14 protein-coding genes and 1 tRNA gene are annotated in these 20,945 nt (G+C 38.0%); 11 read left to right on the plus strand and 4 right to left on the minus strand.

Going from position 1 to position 20,945, the window contains the following annotated elements:
- The first annotated feature begins 134 nt into the window (after positions 1–134).
- The 3 genes from RVS70_RS18990 to carB all read left to right on the plus strand — a co-directional run bounded on the left by RVS70_RS18990 (position 135) and on the right by carB (position 6,141).
- Positions 135–1,016 carry an AraC family transcriptional regulator gene (locus tag RVS70_RS18990; RefSeq protein WP_321134434.1) on the plus strand — a complete coding sequence of 294 codons (882 nt, stop codon included), beginning with the start codon at positions 135–137 and terminating at the stop codon, positions 1,014–1,016.
- 812 nt (positions 1,017–1,828) lie between these two features.
- Positions 1,829–2,929, plus strand: a complete 1,101-nt coding sequence (locus RVS70_RS18995) for a carbamoyl phosphate synthase small subunit (protein ID WP_026679949.1) — start codon at positions 1,829–1,831, stop codon at positions 2,927–2,929.
- Positions 2,908–6,141 (plus strand): carbamoyl-phosphate synthase (glutamine-hydrolyzing) large subunit, encoded by a 3,234-nt coding sequence (carB, locus tag RVS70_RS19000; RefSeq protein ID WP_121604819.1) that lies wholly within the window; start codon positions 2,908–2,910, stop codon positions 6,139–6,141. Before RVS70_RS18995 ends, carB begins: the two co-directional genes overlap by 22 nt.
- Before the next feature lie 289 nt (positions 6,142–6,430).
- Here the strand turns inward: carB and RVS70_RS19005 are convergent, their stop codons facing one another.
- Positions 6,431–8,434: a S9 family peptidase gene (locus RVS70_RS19005; protein ID WP_121604820.1), complete on the minus strand. Its 2,004-nt coding sequence runs from the start codon at positions 8,432–8,434 to the stop codon at positions 6,431–6,433.
- 89 nt (positions 8,435–8,523) lie between these two features.
- Positions 8,524–9,027 (minus strand): DNA topology modulation protein, encoded by a 504-nt coding sequence (locus RVS70_RS19010; protein WP_121604821.1) that lies wholly within the window; start codon positions 9,025–9,027, stop codon positions 8,524–8,526.
- A 74-nt stretch (positions 9,028–9,101) separates the two neighbouring features.
- Here RVS70_RS19010 and RVS70_RS19015 point away from each other — a divergent pair, with 74 nt between their 5' ends.
- Positions 9,102–9,248, plus strand: coding sequence for a hypothetical protein (locus RVS70_RS19015; RefSeq protein ID WP_162986387.1), 147 nt, complete (start codon positions 9,102–9,104; stop codon positions 9,246–9,248).
- On the opposite strand, the gene RVS70_RS19020 is transcribed toward RVS70_RS19015, so the two are convergent.
- A complete protein-coding gene (locus RVS70_RS19020; RefSeq protein WP_205388384.1) occupies positions 9,238–9,459 on the minus strand; it encodes a hypothetical protein in 222 nt (73 codons plus the stop codon). The genes RVS70_RS19015 and RVS70_RS19020 overlap by 11 nt on opposite strands.
- Positions 9,460–9,761: 302 nt before the next feature.
- On the minus strand, positions 9,762–10,637 hold the full coding sequence (gene dat / locus RVS70_RS19025) for a D-amino-acid transaminase (RefSeq protein WP_121604822.1): 876 nt from the start codon (positions 10,635–10,637) through the stop codon (positions 9,762–9,764).
- A 476-nt stretch (positions 10,638–11,113) separates the two neighbouring features.
- Here dat and RVS70_RS19030 point away from each other — a divergent pair.
- The 7 genes from RVS70_RS19030 (at position 11,114) to odhB (ending at position 20,563) form a co-directional block, all read left to right on the plus strand.
- Positions 11,114–11,187: transfer RNA gene (locus RVS70_RS19030), tRNA-Gly, on the plus strand.
- Positions 11,188–11,607: 420 nt separating this feature from the next.
- The gene (locus tag RVS70_RS19035; protein ID WP_321134441.1) at positions 11,608–13,311 is read left to right on the plus strand and encodes an ABC-ATPase domain-containing protein; all 1,704 of its coding nucleotides are present in this window, start codon (positions 11,608–11,610) and stop codon (positions 13,309–13,311) included.
- A 20-nt stretch (positions 13,312–13,331) separates the two neighbouring features.
- The gene (queG, locus tag RVS70_RS19040; protein ID WP_321134443.1) at positions 13,332–14,477 is read left to right on the plus strand and encodes a tRNA epoxyqueuosine(34) reductase QueG; all 1,146 of its coding nucleotides are present in this window, start codon (positions 13,332–13,334) and stop codon (positions 14,475–14,477) included.
- An 85-nt stretch (positions 14,478–14,562) separates the two neighbouring features.
- Positions 14,563–15,405: an amidase domain-containing protein gene (locus tag RVS70_RS19045; RefSeq protein WP_321134445.1), complete on the plus strand. Its 843-nt coding sequence runs from the start codon at positions 14,563–14,565 to the stop codon at positions 15,403–15,405.
- Between the two features lie 48 nt (positions 15,406–15,453).
- Positions 15,454–15,927, plus strand: coding sequence for a tRNA (uridine(34)/cytosine(34)/5-carboxymethylaminomethyluridine(34)-2'-O)-methyltransferase TrmL (gene trmL, locus RVS70_RS19050; protein WP_026683003.1), 474 nt, complete (start codon positions 15,454–15,456; stop codon positions 15,925–15,927).
- 540 nt (positions 15,928–16,467) lie between these two features.
- Positions 16,468–19,320 carry a 2-oxoglutarate dehydrogenase E1 component gene (locus tag RVS70_RS19055; protein ID WP_121604826.1) on the plus strand — a complete coding sequence of 951 codons (2,853 nt, stop codon included), beginning with the start codon at positions 16,468–16,470 and terminating at the stop codon, positions 19,318–19,320.
- Positions 19,313–20,563, plus strand: a complete 1,251-nt coding sequence (gene odhB / locus RVS70_RS19060) for a 2-oxoglutarate dehydrogenase complex dihydrolipoyllysine-residue succinyltransferase (RefSeq protein ID WP_205388388.1) — start codon at positions 19,313–19,315, stop codon at positions 20,561–20,563. Before RVS70_RS19055 ends, odhB begins: the two co-directional genes overlap by 8 nt.
- Positions 20,564–20,945: the final 382 nt, after the last annotated feature.

Raw genomic sequence — 20,945 nt, forward strand, 5'->3', positions numbered from 1 at the left:
TACCTTGTAAATCATTTATAGAAATTCAAATGATATCCAGTAATCTTAGTGAGTGAACTATATGATGTTTATGAAATATTGAGAATACATGAGTATTTGGTAGAAAAATTAACTTTATTGAGGGAGGTCATAAGATGGATTCGCTAAAGCGGATGAACGATGCGGTCGACTATATAGAAGCCAATCTTATCAATACGATCGATTATAAACAAGTTGCGAAGTTGGCTTATTGTTCAGAGTATCACTTTAAACGGATGTTTTCTTTCCTTGCAGGTATTTCATTATCGGAGTATATCCGTCGTAGGCGCTTAACTCTAGCTGCCTTTGAGCTTAAAGACAAAGAAGCTAAAGTCATTGATATTGCACTTAAGTATGGATATCATTCCCCCGATTCTTTTACCAAGGCATTTCAAAATTTACATGGCTTAACACCTACAGAGGCAAGAGATCATGGGCGTTACCTAAAAGCGTATCCTCGGATGACTTTTCGATTATCAATACATGGAGGAATTGAAATGAATTATCGTATCGAAGAAAAAGCTTCTTTTTCAATCGTTGGACTAAAGAAAAGAGTACCAATTATTTTTCACGGTGTTAATCCAGAGATTGCTGCTATGTGGAAATCGTTATCTGAGGAGAGAATGGATCAACTGAAGGAGCTGTCTAATGTAGAACCAATAGGGATGATTCAAACGTCAACGAGTTTTTCTGAAGGCAGAATGGAGGAAAAAGGGGAACTGGATCATTATATTGGTGTGGCAACTACGAAGGTTTGTCCGGCAACTTTCGTGAAGCTCCATGTTCCTGCGTCAACAGGGGCGGTATTTGAAGCAATCGGACCATTTCCAGAAACCTTACAGAGTACTTGGGGACGTATTTATTCTGAATGGTTTCCATCTTCCAATTATGAGCAAGTGGAAGGTCCAGAAATACTTTGGAATGAAAATAGCGATATTCATTCACCTACCTTTAAAAGTGAAATATGGATACCTGTAAAAACAAAAAGCGTTAAATGACCTGAAATAGACTAAGAAGGAAGAGGCTGAGACAAAAGAATGAAGAAATAAACGAACGATGATTAGTTGAAAAATTAATTATCGTTCGTTTTCTGATCAGAATCATTCTTTAGCACCTGAAATAAGCGAGAATCCGGCGGGAACAGCACGAGTCCAAAGATCCACTTGGTAACGTGTTTTTCTTTACTAAGTTAGCTGAGGCCGTGTCCGCGAAAAGCGCGTATATTTTCACTGTGCGGCGATGATACTCCTATTGATAATATGATTATTCGTATGTTGAGTAAAGAAAATGTGTTTGACCCAGCCTCTTTTTGTAGTGTTGGAATTTATAAAATCAGCCCATGTGGAAAAATGTGGGCGTGTTGAGCCGCGTTCAGCTCCAGCGCCCAGAAACGAGGCGCTTCAGGAATCGCCTTAATCTAAGTCATCATCGGCTTGCAAGCTACTGTGATTCCTTTATCTTCGTTGACTCGCTCCAGTCGCTACGTTTCTAATCGGGCACTTGCGCTTTTGTTCTGCTGTAGGAGAATCACTATAATCTCATGCAAGTCGTTGTTTCAAAGACTGCTCTATCTACACAACTGCAATATTATGATTACTGTTGTCAATGTTCTGCCTGCTTATCCTCCAGGGGCTTCACTATCACACCCAATCATGACCGGGTTTAAATATTCAGTGATTATACAATATTTCCAGATTAAAATACAATTTAATGAATAAATATTTATAAAAATTTATAAATATACTTGAAGGTTGATTGTTAAACTTCTATAATAATGAATAATCTAAAAAAACGCAGAGGTGAGAATATAATGACAAAAGGTTTTCTTGTTTTAGAAACGGGTGAAACTTTTCCGGGTGATTGGATAGGTTATGAATGCGAAGTTTCTGGAGAAGTAGTTTTTAATACAAGTATGACTGGTTATCAGGAAATGCTTACCGATCCTTCCTATGCTGGGCAAATATTAACTTTATCCTATCCTATTATTGGAAATTATGGTGTTAGTTCAGATAGTCATGAAAGTAATGATCTGCATGTAGCTGGGGTTATCTTAAGTGATATATGTGAAACACCAAGTCATTTTCAATCAGAAATTACATTATCAGAAAGTTTAAAGCAAGCAGCTGTTCCAGGACTTAAAAATGTGGATACACGAACCTTAGTTACCATTATTAGAAAACAGCAAACCGTACGTGGTAAGCTGATTTTAGAAAAAATAGTTCCTGGTTATGGGCATAAGTTTTCTCTTCCAAATAGTCATAAGTTGATAGAACAAGTCAGTGTTAAGAAATCTATTGTTTTAGGAGCAGGTAGCAGCTGTCATGTGGTATTGGTTGATTTTGGCTATAAAAAATCGATTGTGGATGCATTGATAAAACAAGATTGTAAAGTGACAATAGTTCCACATTCCAGTTCGTTTGAAGATATCGAAAAGCTAAATCCTTATGGGGTTATTATTAGTAACGGTCCCGGTGACCCAGAAGATTTAGAACGTTACTTTCCTTTAATAAAAAGACTAACGAGACGTTACCCAACCTTAGGAATTTGTTTAGGGCATCAACTTATTGCTTTAGCATATGGAGGAAAAACTAAGAAAATGTCCTTTGGTCATCGAGGAGCTAATCACCCTATTAAGGATTTATTTACTGGAAAAGTGACAATAACTTCGCAAAATCATGGGTATGTAGTAATAAAGGAAAGTTTAAACCCCAAGTATTTTCAGCTGTTATTTCAAAATGTTAATGATGGTTCTGTAGAGGGACTGAAGCATGTGTCACTTCCGGTGATAACGGTACAGTTTCATCCCGAAGCGCATCCTGGACCGAGTGATGCACATTATATATTCACAGATTTTGTTGAAACAGCCAGAATGACAAGGGGGAAGCAACTATGCGCAACTGTTCATCCTTAAAGAAAGTGCTGGTTATTGGATCAGGTCCCATTGTTATTGGCCAGGCGGCTGAATTTGATTACGCTGGTACACAGGCATGTTTAGCATTGAAAGAGGAAGGTATAGAGGTTATTCTTGCAAATAATAATCCGGCAACAATAATGACCGATAAACACATTGCAGATAAGGTTTATATGGAGCCGTTACAAGTGGAGTCTTTAGCGACTATTATTGCTAAGGAAAAACCAGATGGATTAATTGGTACGTTGGGTGGTCAAACAGGGCTAAATCTAACGATTGCGCTCCATGATCAAGGGATATTAGAGGAACATCAAGTGAACATTCTTGGTACATCTGTACAATCAATTCGTAAAGGGGAAAGTCGTGAAGAATTTCGTCAGCTAATGCTTGATTTACATGAGCCTGTTTCGCAATCAAAGGTAGTTGAAACATTAGAGGAAGGACTTGATTTTGTAAAAGAAATTGGTTATCCCGTTATATTACGGCCAGCCTATACACTTGGAGGTGAGGGAGGAGGATTTGCTTATAATGAACCTGAATTAATGGATCGTTTACAGAAGGCGTTAGAACTAAGTCCAATTCAGCAAGTTCTAGTAGAGAGAAGTATTAAAGGCTGGAAGGAAATAGAATACGAAGTTATACGTGATGTCAATGATACATGTGTGATTGTTTGTAATATGGAAAATATAGACCCTGTTGGAGTCCATACAGGTGATTCTATGGTGGTAGCACCATCCCAGACATTATCTGATACACAGTACCAATTACTTCGTTCTTCTTCCTTAAAAGTCATTAGAGCTCTGGGGGTAGTTGGAGGTTGTAATATACAATTTGCCTTAAACCCTCATTCAAATGATTATTATATTATCGAAGTAAATCCCCGGGTAAGTCGTTCGTCTGCATTAGCTTCCAAGGCCACAGGCTACCCAATTGCTAGGATTGCAACCAAATGTGCTATAGGGCAACAATTGGATGAAATTATCAATCCAATTACAGGGAATACATATGCATCTTTTGAGCCAGCTCTTGATTATTGCGTCGTTAAACTTCCACGATTTTCTTATGATAAATTTACTGAAGCTGATCGTACACTCGGTACACAAATGAAGGCTACGGGTGAAGTAATGGCTATTGACAGGACATTCGAAGGTGCATTAAACAAAGCAGTACGATCATTAGAATTAAATGTTAATAGTATGCATTGGCCAAAGATGACTCAAATTACTTTTCGCAGGCTTCAAGAATTATTAGAAACACCTAATGATTTACGATTGTTTGCAATCAATGAAGCGTTCAAGCGTGGTTGGAATGTATGGCAAATAAAAGAAATGACACAAATAGACCTGTGGTATTTAAGGAAAATAGAACATATTGTTTTATTCGAGCAATGGGTAGCCAAAAAATCGATTGCCACTATTGACAGAGAAGCATTACAAAAGGCGAAGCGATTTAATATAAGTGACGAGCGCATTGCTTTTTTATTAGGTGTAACGTCAAAGGAGATTAGAGCGAGATACGAAGAAGTCCAGTTAAAACCGGTATATAAATTAGTAGATACATGTGCAGGTGAATTTGATGCTGTAACTCCATACTATTACTCTACGTGGCATGGACAAGACGAAGTAGCAATTAAACGTGATAAGAAAAAAATACTTGTGCTAGGTTCTGGACCAATCCGTATTGGCCAAGGTGTTGAATTTGATTATTGCTCCGTACACGCAGCTTTAGCAGTAAAAAAATTAGGCTATGAAGCAATAGTGATTAATAATAATCCAGAAACAGTCAGTACAGATTATTCCATCGCTGATCGACTTTATTTTGAGCCTTTAGCATTAGAAGACGTGCTTCACGTCGCTCGTAAAGAGGGAGTGGAGGGGGTAATCCTGCAATTTGGTGGGCAGACAGCTATTAATCTAGCAAATGATCTCAAGCGTGAAGGAATAAAAGTTATGGGTACATTACCTGAGCATATTGATCAGATGGAGGATAGAGAACAGTTTTATCACTTGCTTGACACGTTATCGATTGATCATATGAAAGGTGATATTGTTAAAAATTTAGATGAATTAACAGTATCAATAAATGAATTAGGCTTTCCTGTTCTTATACGTCCTTCTTATGTAATCGGTGGACAATCGATGTTTATTTGTAACAATAAATCAGAATTGCATGATATTGTGGATCGAATTCAATATGACACGAATGATCGTTGCTGGCCATTGCTTATCGATTCTTATTTACCGGGTAAAGAATGTGAGATGGATGTCATTAGCGATGGTAGCGATATAGTAGTCCCAGGAATATTTGAACATGTCGAAAAAGCAGGTGTTCATTCTGGAGATAGCATGGCTATGTTTCCACCATTTTCTTTAAGTAAATCTGAAAAGGAAGAAATGACTTTCATTGCTAGACAAATAGCGAGTTCAGTGCCGATTATTGGTATAATGAATATTCAGTTTGTGATTCATAAAGGTGTGGTTTATGTATTAGAAGTTAATCCGCGAGCTTCTAGGACAGTACCTATTATGAGCAAAGTTACGGATATAGCGATGGTTGAGTTAGCAGTAAAGGTTCAGTTAGGTCATTCCATAAAAGAGCTGTCAAGTCAATTGAATTTATGTGCTGAACCAAGTTATGTTACGTTGAAAGCACCAATTTTTTCGGCTGGCAAGCTTAAGGGAGTGGATCATCTATTAGGTCCAGAAATGAAGTCTACTGGTGAAATCATTACCATATCTCAGACAAAAGAGGAAGTTTTTTCGAAGGTCTTATCTATTCATATGAAGTTACATACTACTAAAAAACCACTTATTTTTGTGTCGATTGCTGAGCGAATGAAAGCAGGAAGTTTAGCACGGATTCAGTCATGTATACAAACAGGTGCTAGCATTATGGCAACGCAAGGCACAGCCGATTATCTAGCTTCACATGGATTGACTGTAATAGCTATTCCAAAGGATCGAGAGAGTATTTTTACCGCAGTGGAAAAGCTGAAGCCGGACATTATTTTAAACATTCCGGAACAAGGAAGAAAAAAGGGGAAAATGGGATTCTATCTCCGCGAGCTAGCAGTTCGCTTTCAAACACCTTGTTTTACCAGTTTGGAAACATTTGAAGCACTGGTCATGGGTGGGCAAACAATAAAAAATAATGCTGTGCATGCATTACAGGATTATTTAAACTGCGATTCAAAAAAAGTCAATTCTAAATAATCTAAAGGGAGTAGAGTTGGACATAACTGAAATGGTTCATTCTAAAGATGAATAAATGTACAACTCCGGAATATACGTAGATTCCTCGAAAAAAGAAGTGTGTATTTTTGCGTGCGGTGTACTGCTGCCTTTCCTCTCTTATCCTGTAGGAGGAAGGCAGCGGTGAGTTCCCAGTGCGTGAGCTCGGAGACACCGCTCGCACATCATTTCTAGTTGTTCGTTTTTTCTTTGATGAAACACTTTTATACCCATTTCATACTTTATGGTGTGTCCAGATGGAAGCGATGCTTTAAATATATTGTTCGAACCAACGACAAATATGATTGAGTCGTTCTATACGCATCTCCGGCTTGCCGCTACGACTTAATTCATGACTTGCTTCAGGGAATCGTATAAACTCTACTTCTTTTTCTAAATGCTTTAATGTAATATACCATTGCTCGCCTTGCTCTATCGGGCATCGGAAATCTTTTTCTCCATGTAGGATTAATAACGGCGTTTCCACGTCAGCCGCATATTTTAATGGTGAAATTTCCCAGAGCTTTGCCGGATCATCTAACAAATTCAAACCATGCTCCCATTCTGTAAAGAAAAAACCAATATCGCTTACGCCATAGAAGCTAAGCCAATTGGAAATAGAACGTTGTGTTACAGCAGCTTTAAATCGATTTGTATGACCTACAATCCAATTTGTCATAAATCCTCCATAACTTCCTCCAGTTACACCTAGGCGATTCTCATCGATAAAACTATATGTATGAACAGCGTAATTGACAGCCTCCATCACATCCTGATAATCGCCACCACCATAATCCATACGGCATGCATCGACAAATTTTTGCCCATAACCGTAGCTTCCTCGTGGGTTCGTATACAATACAATATATCCTTTTGCAGCCAATAATTGAAGTTCAAAAAAGAAGGTTTGACCATACATGGCGTGCGGACCACCATGGATTTCTAAGATCATTGGGTATTTTTTTCCTTCTGTAAAGCCGTATGGCCGAAGTAGCCATCCCTGTACTTCCCAGTTATCTTGAGTATTTATTTTTAACGATTCAGGTTCCCCAAAGGCTATTTCGTTCAGTAAAACTTCATTTCCATTGGTAAGCTGAGTAAGCGTTGCATCTTCGTTTAATAAATAAAAATCACCAGGATTAATTGGTGTACTAATACCAAGAATAAGTTTGTCATTAACGCTATTATACGTAAATCCAAAAACATGATTATCTTTATGATAAAGCGTTTGATATTTGCCCTTTAGGTTAATTTGATACAACGCAGTTGCTCCGTAACTAGTTGCAATGAAGAATAGGTGCCTCCCATCCTTATGCCAGGTTGGTCCCGTTGTTGAATCACCTAAACGAGTATCGCCAATCATCGCATCGCCAAGCTGCATATCCCAATCTGTAGTAAGACAAGTTTGCTTAGACGTATGGAGGTCAAAAACATACAATTCCGTTAAGGTTGCGCTCTTATACGCAAATTCGTGACCAAAATACGCAATCTTAGCCCCATCTGGAGAAAAAGAAGCTTGATGATAGGAACCCTTACCTTCAGTCAAATTAGTTATTTCTTTCGTAACTGTATCTAATAAATAGAGATCGTTTGATAATTCGCGATCAGCATTTTCATTTAGATTAGCTGCAAACAAAATCTGCCTTCCATCTGGAGAAACATCTTGAAAGAAATGATCTGTATCAGCATATGTTAATTGCTCTAAAGACCAATCATCGACATTCATTCTAATAATTTGCGTGTTTGTTGTATCATGGAATCCTTTTGCATCTGATTTATATTTTAAACGGTTAACAATAAGTGGTTGTTTGCTTTTTGTTTCTTTTATTTTTTGTTTTTCTTCGCTTGATAATTCCTTTTGGTTATGTATATCGTCATCATTTTCTAATGAAGTGTGAAATAGAATAGATTTTCCATCCTTTGACCAGGTTGGACTTGTAGCCCCATGCTTAAAAGTAGTTAGCTGTTGTGCTTCGCCGCCATCCGTATTAATTAGCCAAAGCTGTGGTAGCCCACTTCTTGTTGATTGAAATACTACTTTTTTGCCATCTGGAGAAAAACGAAGATGGCTGTTACTGTCAGCACCGAATGTCCAGGGTGTTGTTTCGCTTGTATCCATCTTTTGATACAAAAGTTGAGATTGATAGTCGTTCTGCTCATTGATAGTAGTAGAAACGAAGGTGAAAGCCTTACCATCTGGAGAAAATTGTGGATCACTGAAAATTTCAAGTTTAGTAATGTCATTTGATGTAAGCGCACGTTTGTGGCTATTCATCATATTACCTCCTTTAAGTATACATGGCAGATAGCTCTGTTTTAATAGTTTAAACTATTTAGAAAAGAGAATCAATTAGTGCTGCTTTGCTAAAGCAGTGTATGTACAAAATGATTTAGATCTTTTCGTCTTTTAAAAATGAGGATGTGTTTATCCTGATAGTTAGAGAGCTTATGGTATATAGTAGGAGCTTTTTTCTTATTAAAGGTACGTACCCAATTAAAAAATTCCCAATCAAGCTTCTCCGGACATCCTTTTCCCATGTCTGAACGTGTTCTATTACGGTATTGAATCCGTCTTTTTACAATTCCGTAAAGACAGTGGATAGTTCGGTAATGTAAAAAAATGATGGTATCTGCTTGTTGCATTCGAATCTCCATTGTCGCGTTATAATTTCCATCAATGATCCACTTATCTTGGCCCATTATCTTTTTTGTCTCTCTAATTAACGTATCTCGATCGATCGGTGTCCAGCCAGGCTTCCAAAATAGTGCGTCCATATGGTAGACGGGAATTTCTAACATTGCTCCTAACTGTTTAGCAAGTGTTGATTTTCCAGAACCACCATTGCCGATAATCATTACTTTCTGCAAAGCTTCTTCCTCCTTCAACTTTTAGAATAAAAAAATAGTATACCACAATATTCAGAAAAGTAGGGGGATATATCTTGAACGTAGGAGAAATATCCATTCTTCTCTTGACGAACGTTTATTTCAATAAGAAAAACGGAGCAAAATTCGCTCAGTCCTTATCACTACATGCTCAGATTTACGCTTCCTCTAGTAGCTATTATGGAATAATAGCTACTGCTTGACCACCACTCCGGCTGCCCACTTCCCTTTCCGTGGGGTTTGTCCTTCAGCTAACTTTTTTAGCAAAACCCGCTCAAAAAAGTGGATCTTCAGGTCAAACATTTCCCACAGGAGTTGAAGTGGCCGCCCTTCGCTATTATCAGGCTCTACAACGCTAGCATGAAGTAACACAGCTGCTTTTATCTCACGGATAGCGATTTTCACTTTACCCATTGTAAAAAAAGTCAACCTATTACTTATGACAAGAATTGTTGCACCTTCTCATAGCGAAGTAATTAGTCGGAGCATTGCCAATATACATCTAACATTTCAAAATAACTACTAAGCTTAACGCAGTCATCGCACTGATTTTATACTTTCTTAACTTATAAAAAAGACTGTCGTTTTTCCGACAGTCTTGAATAATACTCTTTGATTCAGTTTTTTTTAACAATATCTCTGACAATCAATACATCCATTTCATACATAATTATTGTAATAAGGATGATGAGATTAATTTAAGAGAAGTAATTCATTTAAATCGTGTGAGTGATCTTGCCTTCTGTTATATTAGCATCGTTTTCATATGCTTCCTGCAATTTTCTCGTTATTGGTCCAGGTGTACCGTCCTGTACTTGTTTATTATCGATCATCGTTACAGGCATTACTTCAGAGGTACTACTAGATAAGAATACTTCATCAGCCGTGAAAAGATCTTCTTGTTTAAAACCATTTTCATTAAACGAAATGGATAGGTCATTAGCAAATTGCTCTACGCGCATTCTTACGCACCCATGAAGAATTCGATTAGTAGCAGGATGGGTGTAGATGTCACCATCTTTTACCATATAAATATTAGATGAACTACATTCTGTCACCAAGTCATCACGGTGTAAAATAGCTTCATAGCAGCCATGCTCTTTCGCTTCTTGCTTGGCTAAAACATTTGGCAATAAATTTAAACTCTTAATATAGCAATTTTCCCAGCGTACATCAGGCTGAGTAATGACAGATACGCCCTTTTGTAGGTTCTCCAGGTTGCGTGGGAGGTCTTGAGCATATGCATACATGTTTGCAGGGATACCTTGAGGAAAGACGTGGTCGCGTGGTGCTGATCCACGAGATACTTGTAAGTAAACTTTTCCGTCCCCTGTCATTTTATTTTTTTCAAGTAATTGTAATAACAAATCAGTTATTTCTTCTTTTGTAGCAGCAAGATTAATTTTTACTGCATCAGCAGAACGGAATAGACGATCTACATGCTCTTTTAGTAAATAGTATGAGCCGTCATAAATACGTATTACTTCATAAATACCATCACCAAACTGTAACCCTCTTTCTTCAAAAGGGTATTTCAAGTTATCTTGATGTGTAAAAGTTTTCTGTGCTAAAACAATTGGATATATAGCCATTCTTTCTCGCCTCCCTAAAACTTATGACTATTCTATAACTTCTTTTCAAGGTTGTAAATCCTTACGATGAAAATAGTAAAAAGTATTTCAGAAGGTTATGGCGTAATGATAATCTGTGTGAATTCAAAAAATGATAGCATACAAAAATAAGCGGTTTAAATTATCATGTGATTTTCGTTCATCTATTCCAAAAATAACTGGTAGTAATACCTCCACCTCAAGCAATAAAGTGAAACCAATATGGGTAAGAGAGGGAACGACTACCAGTAAATGTCCAATAGGTTCAACTGATTGAACTTTCACTTTATAGTAGTCGGTTTAGTTAAAAGAATTATACATGTTACAAGTTTAAGAGAATATTAATTTTTTGTCGAAAAAAATTAATATTACTATTGACCTGTCTAAGTCTAATTGCTATAATAAATATTGCGTTCGAAAAAACGATAAATAAATTACATAATTTCTCCAATTTGTTTGCGGGTGTAGTTTAATGGTAAAACCTCAGCCTTCCAAGCTGATGACGAGGGTTCGATTCCCTTCACCCGCTCCATACATATGTCTTAACGCAGTATTTCGTAATGAATGGTACGAAGTATTGCGTTTTTAATTTTTATCTCACATAATAACGGCAGTAAGCCCTCGACCTTAAGGAATAAAGTAAAAGTAATATAGATAAGAGAGGGACCGACTGACATAAAATGTCCGATTGGTTCGAACCCTACATGGGAGTAGATCGCAAAGGCGTTGCCACAGGATGTGGCGATTTAACCCTTTGTACGTGTTTGTTTCAGTGAAAACCGGATTGAAGTTTCACTTTATTGACTGTTTTACTTCTTCTATATAAACATGTAAAATTTTTGGCGTAGACACGAATATTAGTTATATGATTCTTCTAAGGTTGCGTGTTTTTACGCAACTAGTGGCTTATCATTCGCTTATTTCTAAATTCTAACGAAAATGAGGTGTTTATATGAAGCAATTATTATCCACACTTAAACAAATTAATCATAAAGGATACAAAGCATATAAAAGTATACAAGGGCATTATGGTTATACTAATTTTAATTTAGCTATTGATTACGTTCAGGGAGATCCATTTGCATCTCCTTCTAAGATAAGGATGATTATACCCGCGGGCAAACGGCCGATAAAACAAGAATGGCTAAAGACATATTCTAGAAAAATTGCGACCGAAGATGTAATTGCTAGAGTAGTAGGTGAGGCTGTTACAAACCAGGTTTCCACAGTAAAGGGGTCAGGTAAGAGTGGATTGATTATGTTTGATCAACCGGGACAAGAAAAGCTGGAGCGCAGTGCAGTACAAGTTAATTCCTCTTCTATAACCATTTGTATGTCTATCGGTCTTCCTGCAAATGGGAGAAAAATTAATGGGCGGGAAGCGGAGAAATTGTTCGCGCAAGCTCTACCTTCTATTATGAATAGTTCTGTATTTACAATAAAAGATGAGGAAATAGAACAGGCAAATATCCTCGCTGATCAACAAGATTCCATCCGGCAGCAAATGCGGGAGCATGGCTGGATTGCTTTTTTGGCAAACGGGTCAATCTTACCACGTGAGAGTGGTATTAGTAATCGCCCCTTAAAGGATGCAGTAGCTTTTCAAAGCCCATTAAAAAACGAAGTAGAGTTATCCATTCCCCATAGCAGGGAGCCTATTAGAGGAATGGCGATTAAAAAAGGGATCACACTAATTGTAGGTGGAGGATATCATGGGAAAAGTACAGTGTTACAGGCAATTGAAAGAGGTGTGTATTCCCATGTAGAAGGTGACGGACGAGAATTTGTCTTAACGGATGTGGATGCGGTAAAAATCCGAGCGGAGGATGGACGTAAAGTAAGTGGAGTGAATATTTCACCATTTATTAATAATTTGCCCCATGAACAGGATACAGCTTACTTTTTTACAGAAAATGCCAGCGGGAGTACTTCGCAAGCAGCTAATGTCATGGAAGCATTAGAAGCAGGTGCATCTACACTGTTAATTGATGAGGATACAAGCGCAACAAATTTTATGATTCGCGATCATCGAATGCAGTTACTCGTTCAGCAAAACAAAGAACCAATCACTCCGTTTATTGATAAAATAGCACAGCTTCGTGATCAATTAGCTATATCTACCATATTAGTAATGGGTGGATCAGGAGATTATTTTGCGGAAGCTGATACAGTAATTCGCATGGAAGATTATCTACCTTTTCATGTAACTGATGAAGCTAAATTGATAATGGAAAAGTACCCATTGGAACGGTCTGCTGCTGATGCAGGAACCTCTTTCGGTGATGTAACGAGTCGATATTTTCATCAGCGGTCCTTACAGACGAAAAAAGGGAAACGTGCAAAGGTGCAAGCAAAAGGCTTACATCATATTTTGATGGGAAAAACGGATATTTCTTTTGCTTACACGGAACAAATCGTTGATTCATCACAAACAAGAATGATTGCTGAGATTATTCAGTTCTTAGATAGAACACAGCGTTTGCAGGATACCACGCTTTATCAACTTCTTGATAAAATTGAGCATCAAATGACAGAAAAGGGATTGAGTTCTTTTACAGCTTTTCCAAATCAGCATCCGGGAGATTTAGCGCGTCCACGTAGATATGAAATTGCAGCTGTTTTCAATCGAATGCGGACTGCTGTGGTAAAGCAGTAATAGGAGGTTGGACATAACCAATGCATACAGATCAATTAAAGCAAGAGATTATCGAATACAGTAAAAAAATCGGTATTGATAAAATTGGTTTTGCCTCTGCTGATGTGTTTGGAGAATTAAAAGAAAGACTTCGGAGGCAACAGGAATTAAAGTATCAATCCGGTTTTGAAAAAGGAACGATTGAAGAACGGACTGAGCCTAAACGTTTACTTCCGGAGGCGCAATCCATTATCTCCATTGCGTTAGCATATCCATCTCGAATGAAAGATGCACCGAGAAGCACAAGGGAAGAAAGACGGGGTTTGTTTGCGAGGGCCTCTTGGGGTGTTGACTACCATATTGTTATGCGTGATCGATTAGAAAAATTGGCTGCATTTATTCAAGAAAAAGTACCTGATGGCAAAAATAAAGTAATGGTGGATACCGGTGAATTATCAGACCGGGCTGTTGCAGAACGAGCTGGCATTGGTTTCAGTGGTAAGAATACGTCCATTATTACACCTGAATTTGGATCATTTGTTTACTTAGGGGAATTGATTACAAATGTTCCATTTGTACCAGATGAGCCAGTAGATGATAGCTGTGGGTCATGTACGAAATGTATTGATGCTTGTCCTACTGGCGCGATCGTTCAAGGTGGACAATTAAATGCGCAGCGCTGTATTGCCTTTTTAACGCAAACAAAGGATTTTCTCCCTGACGAATTTCGCTCTAAAATTGGTAACCGAGTTTACGGTTGTGATACATGTCAGGTTGTTTGTCCCAAAAATCACAAGGTGGATTTTCACATTCACCCAGAATTCGAACCAGAGCATGAAGTTGCTAAGCCAAAGCTTATTCCAATGCTACGTATGTCTAATCGTGAGTTTAAACGTACATTTGGACATATATCAGGCTCTTGGCGAGGTAAAAAACCAATTCAACGTAATACACTGATTGCACTTGGACATTATAAAGATAAAACTGCAGTCGAAGAAATCATTGATGTCATGTTATCTGACCCTAGACCAGTCATTCGTGGGACGGCGGCATGGTCACTTGGCAAAATTGGAACAGAAGAAGCATTTCAAGCTATTAAACGAGCGATGGATAATGAAGATGATGAGCAAGTTCGATTTGAAATGGAAAAGGGATTAGCCTTTCGACCGCCCTCTTCTACCAAGTAGCTGAATAAATCGTTACATTACACTGAAAATATTTAGCTGTTTGACAAGCATTCCCTCCATATACTGCTATTGGAGGGGATTTTCTATGGAAAAATTAAAGGAACTGTGGCTCCATTTTTTTAAGAGCAATCGGTGGCAAGAGGCTTGGTGGGAGAGAAAGCAATCATTATTTGAGGAACGAAAAGCAAAAATTGTACAAATTAAAGGAAATGGTCATATGCATAGAAAGCTACGCTATGATCATGCTTCACACTATGATTATAATTTACATTTATCATTTTTAGTTAAGCAAAAGGATCAATTATATTTAGAGGAGACTGTCTATCCATATACATTTCGACTAGATCAAGGAGAGATTGTTGGTCATTCGTTAAAAAGAGTACTTCATGAAGAAAAAGTAAGTAAAGTGATGCCCGATGATATTATTGGTGGCGATGGAGATGATCGTTTTTCCTATGATCGAAATGCTGCGGTTCGTTACGCTGAGCGATGGTGGAATAACTATAATCCAGCGTTTAAACAGTTCGATGTAGATTGCACTAATTTTATTTCTCAATGCTTACTTGCAGGTGGTGCGCCAATGAAGGGAGCTCCAGATAGGGCAAGAGGCTGGTGGTATGGAAATAATAGCTGGAGTTACAGTTGGGCGGTTGCTCACTCTCTGCGTTGGTATTTAAGTGGTTCAACACAAGGACTAAGAGGAGAAGAGGTGGAAACGGTAGCAGATTTAATTCCGGGTGATGTTATCTGTTATGATTTTGAGGGGGATGGACGGTGGAACCATAATACAATTGTTGTCACAAAAGATGCTTATGGTATGCCATTAGTGAACGCACATACAGATAATAGTAGGCATCGCTATTGGTCTTATGAGGATTCAACAGCATGGACACCTGAGATTAAATATAAATTTTTCCGGATTTATTAAAGTAGTGCTATACTAGGAAAGTAGTACGTAGGTAAGGAGAATGAAAAAGTGAGTTTACACGTTGTTTTATATCAACCAGAGATACCAGCAAATACTGGAAATATAGCTAGGACTTGTTTGGCTACTAACGCAACATTGCATTTAATCCATCCTCTTGGATTTTCAACAGATGATAAGATGGTACGAAGAGCTGGATTAGATTATTGGAAAGAAGTAGACATCCGTGAGTATCCTTCAATCGAAGAGCTGTACCGCACATATCCAAAGGCTTCTTATTATTATATAGAAAATTTTGGGACCAAGCATTATACAGATTATGATTTTAGTAATATAGAAGAAGAACTATTTTTTGTATTTGGTAGGGAAACAAATGGCATTCCACATGAATTATTGCATGGTAAGGAAGATCGTTGTTTACGAATTCATATGGGAGATCAGGTGCGATCATTAAATTTATCAAATACGGCAGCAATTATCGTATATGAAGCATTGAGACAGCGAGGATTTCCAGGTTTAAACTAATAACATACATTACTACCAGGATTTATAAAAAAGGCAATCGTTAGTATTCCAGTAAGGGAAAAACGAAACGAATGCCTTTTTTTGTTAGATCATTTCCAACTATTGGCTATTTTTCGGTATACCAGGCTTTGATTCGTAACCAGATGTGAAAATAGAAACTAGAAATACGATTATAACACCCATTAGTAACGCCAATTTCATGTGGACATCCTCCTTTTATGTAAGAGACCATTATAATTAATGTTTCCTCTATTATAACGAATTATTTAGAAAAAGTGAACAAAGTCTCTTCTAACTTAAAAGAAAACCTATATTAGTAGTTTTGGTGAATACTTATTCAATTATAGGCTATATGGCATTTCTATTAGAGTTAATCATTTGAAAATTACAACTATATTAATGGTTGGAACAATATATTGTTTCCACTAATAAAATAGGGTATATTAGTTGATGTAATCATTCGTCAGTTCTATAATGTAGAATGAATAATGTATACCGTTTCATAACGGATAACGCTAACTTCTAATGGGGGTATAAAAGGTGGCACAGAGCGAAGAATCTAATGAGAGATTCTGGTCAGAATTTCATGGTCCAAATATGGGGTATATTGAAGAGCAATATGATTTGTATAAAGAGGATCCAGAGGCAGTAGATCCATCCATAAAGCAGATGTTCAATGAGCATGGAGCCCCTCAATGGTTATCTCATGCAAATGATTCAAATCAGGCAGTACAGGCTACATCAATAAATGATGTGAAGAAGCTTACCTCAGCAATGAAACTTGTTGAGGCTATTCGTCGTTTTGGACATTTGGAAGCAGATATTTACCCGGTTGGACTCAAAGAACGTAAATCAGAGTTGGTAGAGCCAGCTACGTATGGTTTAACTAATGAGGATTTACTAAATATGCCAGCCAATTGGCTATGGGAAAAAGCACCGAGTAAAGTTGAGAATGGATTAGATGTAATTAAAGAACTTAAAAAATATTATTCCGGAACAATTACATTTGAATATGATCATGTCAATAATGATGAAGAACGAAAATGGTTACTGGATTTAATTGAATCAGGAAAAGCTCGATTAGACTTGTCTAAAGATGAGAAAATTCAATTATTAGAGCGACTTACACATGTAGAAGGATTTGAAAGCTTTCTACAAAAAACCTTTGTAGGGCAAAAGCGTTTCTCAATAGAAGGACTAGAAGCAATGGTACCAATGCTTGATCAAATTGTTACGTATGCTAGAAAAGATAAGATTGAGAATATTATGATGGGGATGGCTCATCGTGGACGTTTAGCTGTACTAGCACATGTTTTAGGAAAACCATATGATAAGATTTTCTCTGAATTCCATCATTCTCCAAACAAAGAATTAATTCCATCAGAAGGATCAATGGGGATTAATTATGGATGGACTGGAGATGTGAAATATCACTATGGGGCGACAAAGGAACCAGTAGGTGATGAAAACCATACACGGATTAGACTGGCTCATAATCCATCGCACTTAGAATTTGTAAATCCGGTTGTTGAAGGTTTTGCACGTGCTGCACAGGATGATCGTTCAGAAAGTGGTTATCCAAAACAGGACATGAATAAAGCGATACCGGTTGTGATCCATGGTGATGCAGCATTTATCGGAGAAGGTGTTGTTGCAGAAACGCTTAATATGAGTGGCTTACCAGGATATTCAACAGGCGGATCACTTCATATCATAGCAAATAACCTAGTTGGTTATACAACAGATCAAGTTGACGGACGTTCTACACGTTATGCAAGTGATTTAGCTAAGGGATTTGAAATTCCTATTATTCATGTGAATGCTGATGATCCAATTGCTTGTGTTTCTGCTATGAAAATTGCTTACGAGTACCGTCAAACGTTTCATAAGGATTTTCTAATTGATTTGGTAGGGTACCGTCGCTATGGACATAACGAAATGGATGAGCCGAGAATGACGCAACCTGACCTTTATAAGAAAATTGATAAGCATCCGACAGTAGCAAATGTATATGCTAAGGTGCTTGAAGATAAAGGTCTTATAAATGAGAATGAATTTAATGAGCTGAAGAAAAGTACGGAAGCAGAACTTCAGGAAATATATAATAGTATGAAAGAAAATGAAACCGGCAAATGTAATCCAATGCCAATGCCAGAAGCATTGACAAACGGACTCGATCAATTTGAAACAGCTATTGATGTGGATACATTGAAAGCTTTGAATAAAGGGTTAATGCAACGCCCTGAAGGATTTAATAGCAATAGAAAGCTAGAGAAAATTCTTAAGCGACGTGAAAATGCGTTAGAAGAGGGTGGCAAGGCTGATTGGGGTACTGGAGAAGCGCTTGCTTATGCTTCCATTCTCCAAGACGGGATTCCGATTCGCTTGACTGGTCAAGATACGGAAAGAGGTACCTTTGCTCACCGCCATCTTGTCCTACATGATGTAGAAACAAATGATAAATTTAGTCCGATGCATGGGTTGAAAGAATCTAAAGCATCATTTGATATACGAAATAGTCCATTATCTGAAGCTGGTGTGTTAGGGTATGAATATGGCTATAGTGTTCAGGCTTCTAATACATTAGTTATTTGGGAGGCACAATTTGGTGACTTTGCCAATGCTGCTCAAGTAGTTTTTGACCAATTCATCTCCGCTGCACGTGCGAAATGGGGAGAAAAATCAAATATGGTCATGCTGTTACCGCACGGTTATGAAGGTCAAGGTCCAGAGCATTCGAGTGCTAGACTAGAACGGTTCCTGCAAATGGCAGCAGAGAATAACTGGATTGTAGCTTACGTGACTTCATCTGCTCAATTCTTCCATCTTATTCGTAGGCAGGCTGCTTTGCGTAATAGAGAGGAAGCTAGACCATTGGTTGTGATGACACCAAAGAGTAGTTTAATTCGAAATCAGCGTATTGCTTCAGAAGCGGAAGAATTTACACAAGGTAAATTCCAGCCGATACGTCAACAGCCTAACTTAAAGGTGAGCAAGAAGAATGCAAAACGCTTGCTAATTGGTAGTGGTAAGGTCATGGTGGATATTGAAGAGGCAATAGAACATTCAGAAGAAAAATTTGATTGGTTACGTGTACTACGATTAGAACAAATCTATCCATTCCCTAAAAAGGAACTGGAAAAAGAGCTAAAGGCCTTGCCGAACCTGGAAGAAATTGTATGGGTTCAAGAAGAGCCAAAGAACATGGGAAGCTGGGATTTTGTTGATGATTATTTAAGAGATCTGTTACAGGATGGTCAGAAACTTAGATATATTGGACGCCCAGACCGTTCAGCTCCAGCTGTAGGAGTGCCTAACGTGCATAAAACAGAGCAAAATGAAATCGTACAAAAAGCGATCAACCCATCAAAAGGAGGAGATTCCAATGAATGAAATTAAAGTACCAGAGCTAGCTGAATCCATAACAGAAGGAACAATTGCAGAATGGTTAGTAAAAAAAGGTGACAGTGTTGAAAAAGGTGATCCAGTAGTAGAATTAGAAACAGATAAGGTCAATGTGGAAGTCAACTCCGATTTCGCTGGTGTTATTACCGAAATCATTCGTGAAGAAGGCGATGATGTAGAAGTTGGCGACGTTATTGCGAAAATTGACGAAAATGGGGAAGCGGGCAACAGCAGTTCTACTTCTGAAGAAAAGAGTGAACCGCAAGAATCTAAAACCGAAGAAGTTAAAGAAACGAAGAAAGCTGAAACACCGGCAAAAGAAGATTCCAGTGCTAAAGGTGATGTGATCGCTTCTCCAGCTGCCCGTAAACGAGCACGTGAACATAATATTGATTTAAGTGCGGTTAGCCCTCGAGATCCACTTGGTCGAATTCGTCCAGAGGATGTGGAAGCTGCTGCTAGCGGTGCGAGCAATACATCTAAGCCTGCTAAAGAGGAGAAAAAACCAGCTGAAAAAACAGAATTTGCTAAGCCTGTGGAGCGAGTTAAAATGTCTCGCCGCCGTCAAACAATTGCTAAGCGCTTAGTTGATGTTCAACATGAAGCAGCGATGCTTACGACGTTTAATGAAGTTGATTTAACCAATGTCATGAAACTTCGAAGTGAAAGAAAAGAGAAGTTTATCGAAAAGCATGGGGTTAAACTAGGATTTATGTCCTTCTTTACAAAGGCAGTAGTAGGAGCGCTTAAAGACTTTCCTTTATTAAACGCAGAAATTCAAGGTAATGAATTAGTTATCAAAAAATTCTATGACATTGGCATTGCAGTTTCCACTGATGATGGACTCGTAGTTCCGGTAGTTCGTGATGCTGATCGCCTTGACTTCGCAGGAGTTGAGAAGGAAATTGGTAGCCTTGGTAAAAAGGCTCGTGATAAGAAGTTAGAAATGAGTGAGTTACAAGGTGGATCATTTACCATAACGAATGGTGGTACTTTTGGTTCTATGCTATCAACTCCAATTTTAAATGCACCACAGGTGGGGATTCTAGGGATGCATAACATCCAAAAGCGGGCCATGGTAATGCCTGATGACACAATTGAAGTACGCCCAATGATGTATCTTGCACTTTCATATGATCATCGTATTGTAGATGGTAAGGAAGCAGTTCAATTCCTAGTTAGAGTGAAACAACTGCTTGAAGACCCATATGATTTATTACTAGAAGGCTAATTACAATTCTAGAACAAAACCTTGCTTTGATGTTTATCGAAGCAAGGTTTTTTGTAGAGGAAATTATAAAATTTGTCCATATGAATAAATATAGGCGTGTTGAGCCCAGTCCTGCTTAAGCGCTCAGAAACTAGGCAACTTCACGAATCGCTTTAATCTAAGTCATCATTGGCTCGCAAGCACACCATGATTCCTTTATCTCCGTTGACTCGCTCCAGTCGCTAATTTTCTAATCGGGCGTTTGCGCTTTTGTTCTAAGTTAAGAAAGTATAAAATCAGTGCAATGACTGTGTTAAGCCAAGTAGTTATTTTGAAATGTTTGATGTATATTGGCAATGCTCCGACTAATTACTTCGCTTTCGGCGGGCACGGCCTCAACTAA

It is taken from the genome of Virgibacillus sp. M23 (assembly GCF_034190895.1).
Taxonomy (GTDB): Bacteria; Bacillota; Bacilli; order Bacillales; family Amphibacillaceae; genus Virgibacillus; species Virgibacillus salarius.

Bases quoted from the DNA above. Each gene is read 5' to 3' on its own strand.
- RVS70_RS18990 (WP_321134434.1), top strand. From the start codon at position 135: ATGGATTCGCTAAAGCGGATGAACGATGCGGTCGACTATATAGAAGCC.
- RVS70_RS18995 (WP_026679949.1), top strand. From the start codon at position 1,829: ATGACAAAAGGTTTTCTTGTTTTAGAAACGGGTGAAACTTTTCCGGGT.
- carB (WP_121604819.1), top strand. From the start codon at position 2,908: ATGCGCAACTGTTCATCCTTAAAGAAAGTGCTGGTTATTGGATCAGGT.
- RVS70_RS19005 (WP_121604820.1), bottom strand. From the start codon at position 8,434: ATGAATAGCCACAAACGTGCGCTTACATCAAATGACATTACTAAACTT.
- RVS70_RS19020 (WP_205388384.1), bottom strand. From the start codon at position 9,459: ATGGGTAAAGTGAAAATCGCTATCCGTGAGATAAAAGCAGCTGTGTTA.
- dat (WP_121604822.1), bottom strand. From the start codon at position 10,637: ATGGCTATATATCCAATTGTTTTAGCACAGAAAACTTTTACACATCAA.
- RVS70_RS19035 (WP_321134441.1), top strand. From the start codon at position 11,608: ATGAAGCAATTATTATCCACACTTAAACAAATTAATCATAAAGGATAC.
- queG (WP_321134443.1), top strand. From the start codon at position 13,332: ATGCATACAGATCAATTAAAGCAAGAGATTATCGAATACAGTAAAAAA.
- RVS70_RS19045 (WP_321134445.1), top strand. From the start codon at position 14,563: ATGGAAAAATTAAAGGAACTGTGGCTCCATTTTTTTAAGAGCAATCGG.
- odhB (WP_205388388.1), top strand. From the start codon at position 19,313: ATGAATGAAATTAAAGTACCAGAGCTAGCTGAATCCATAACAGAAGGA.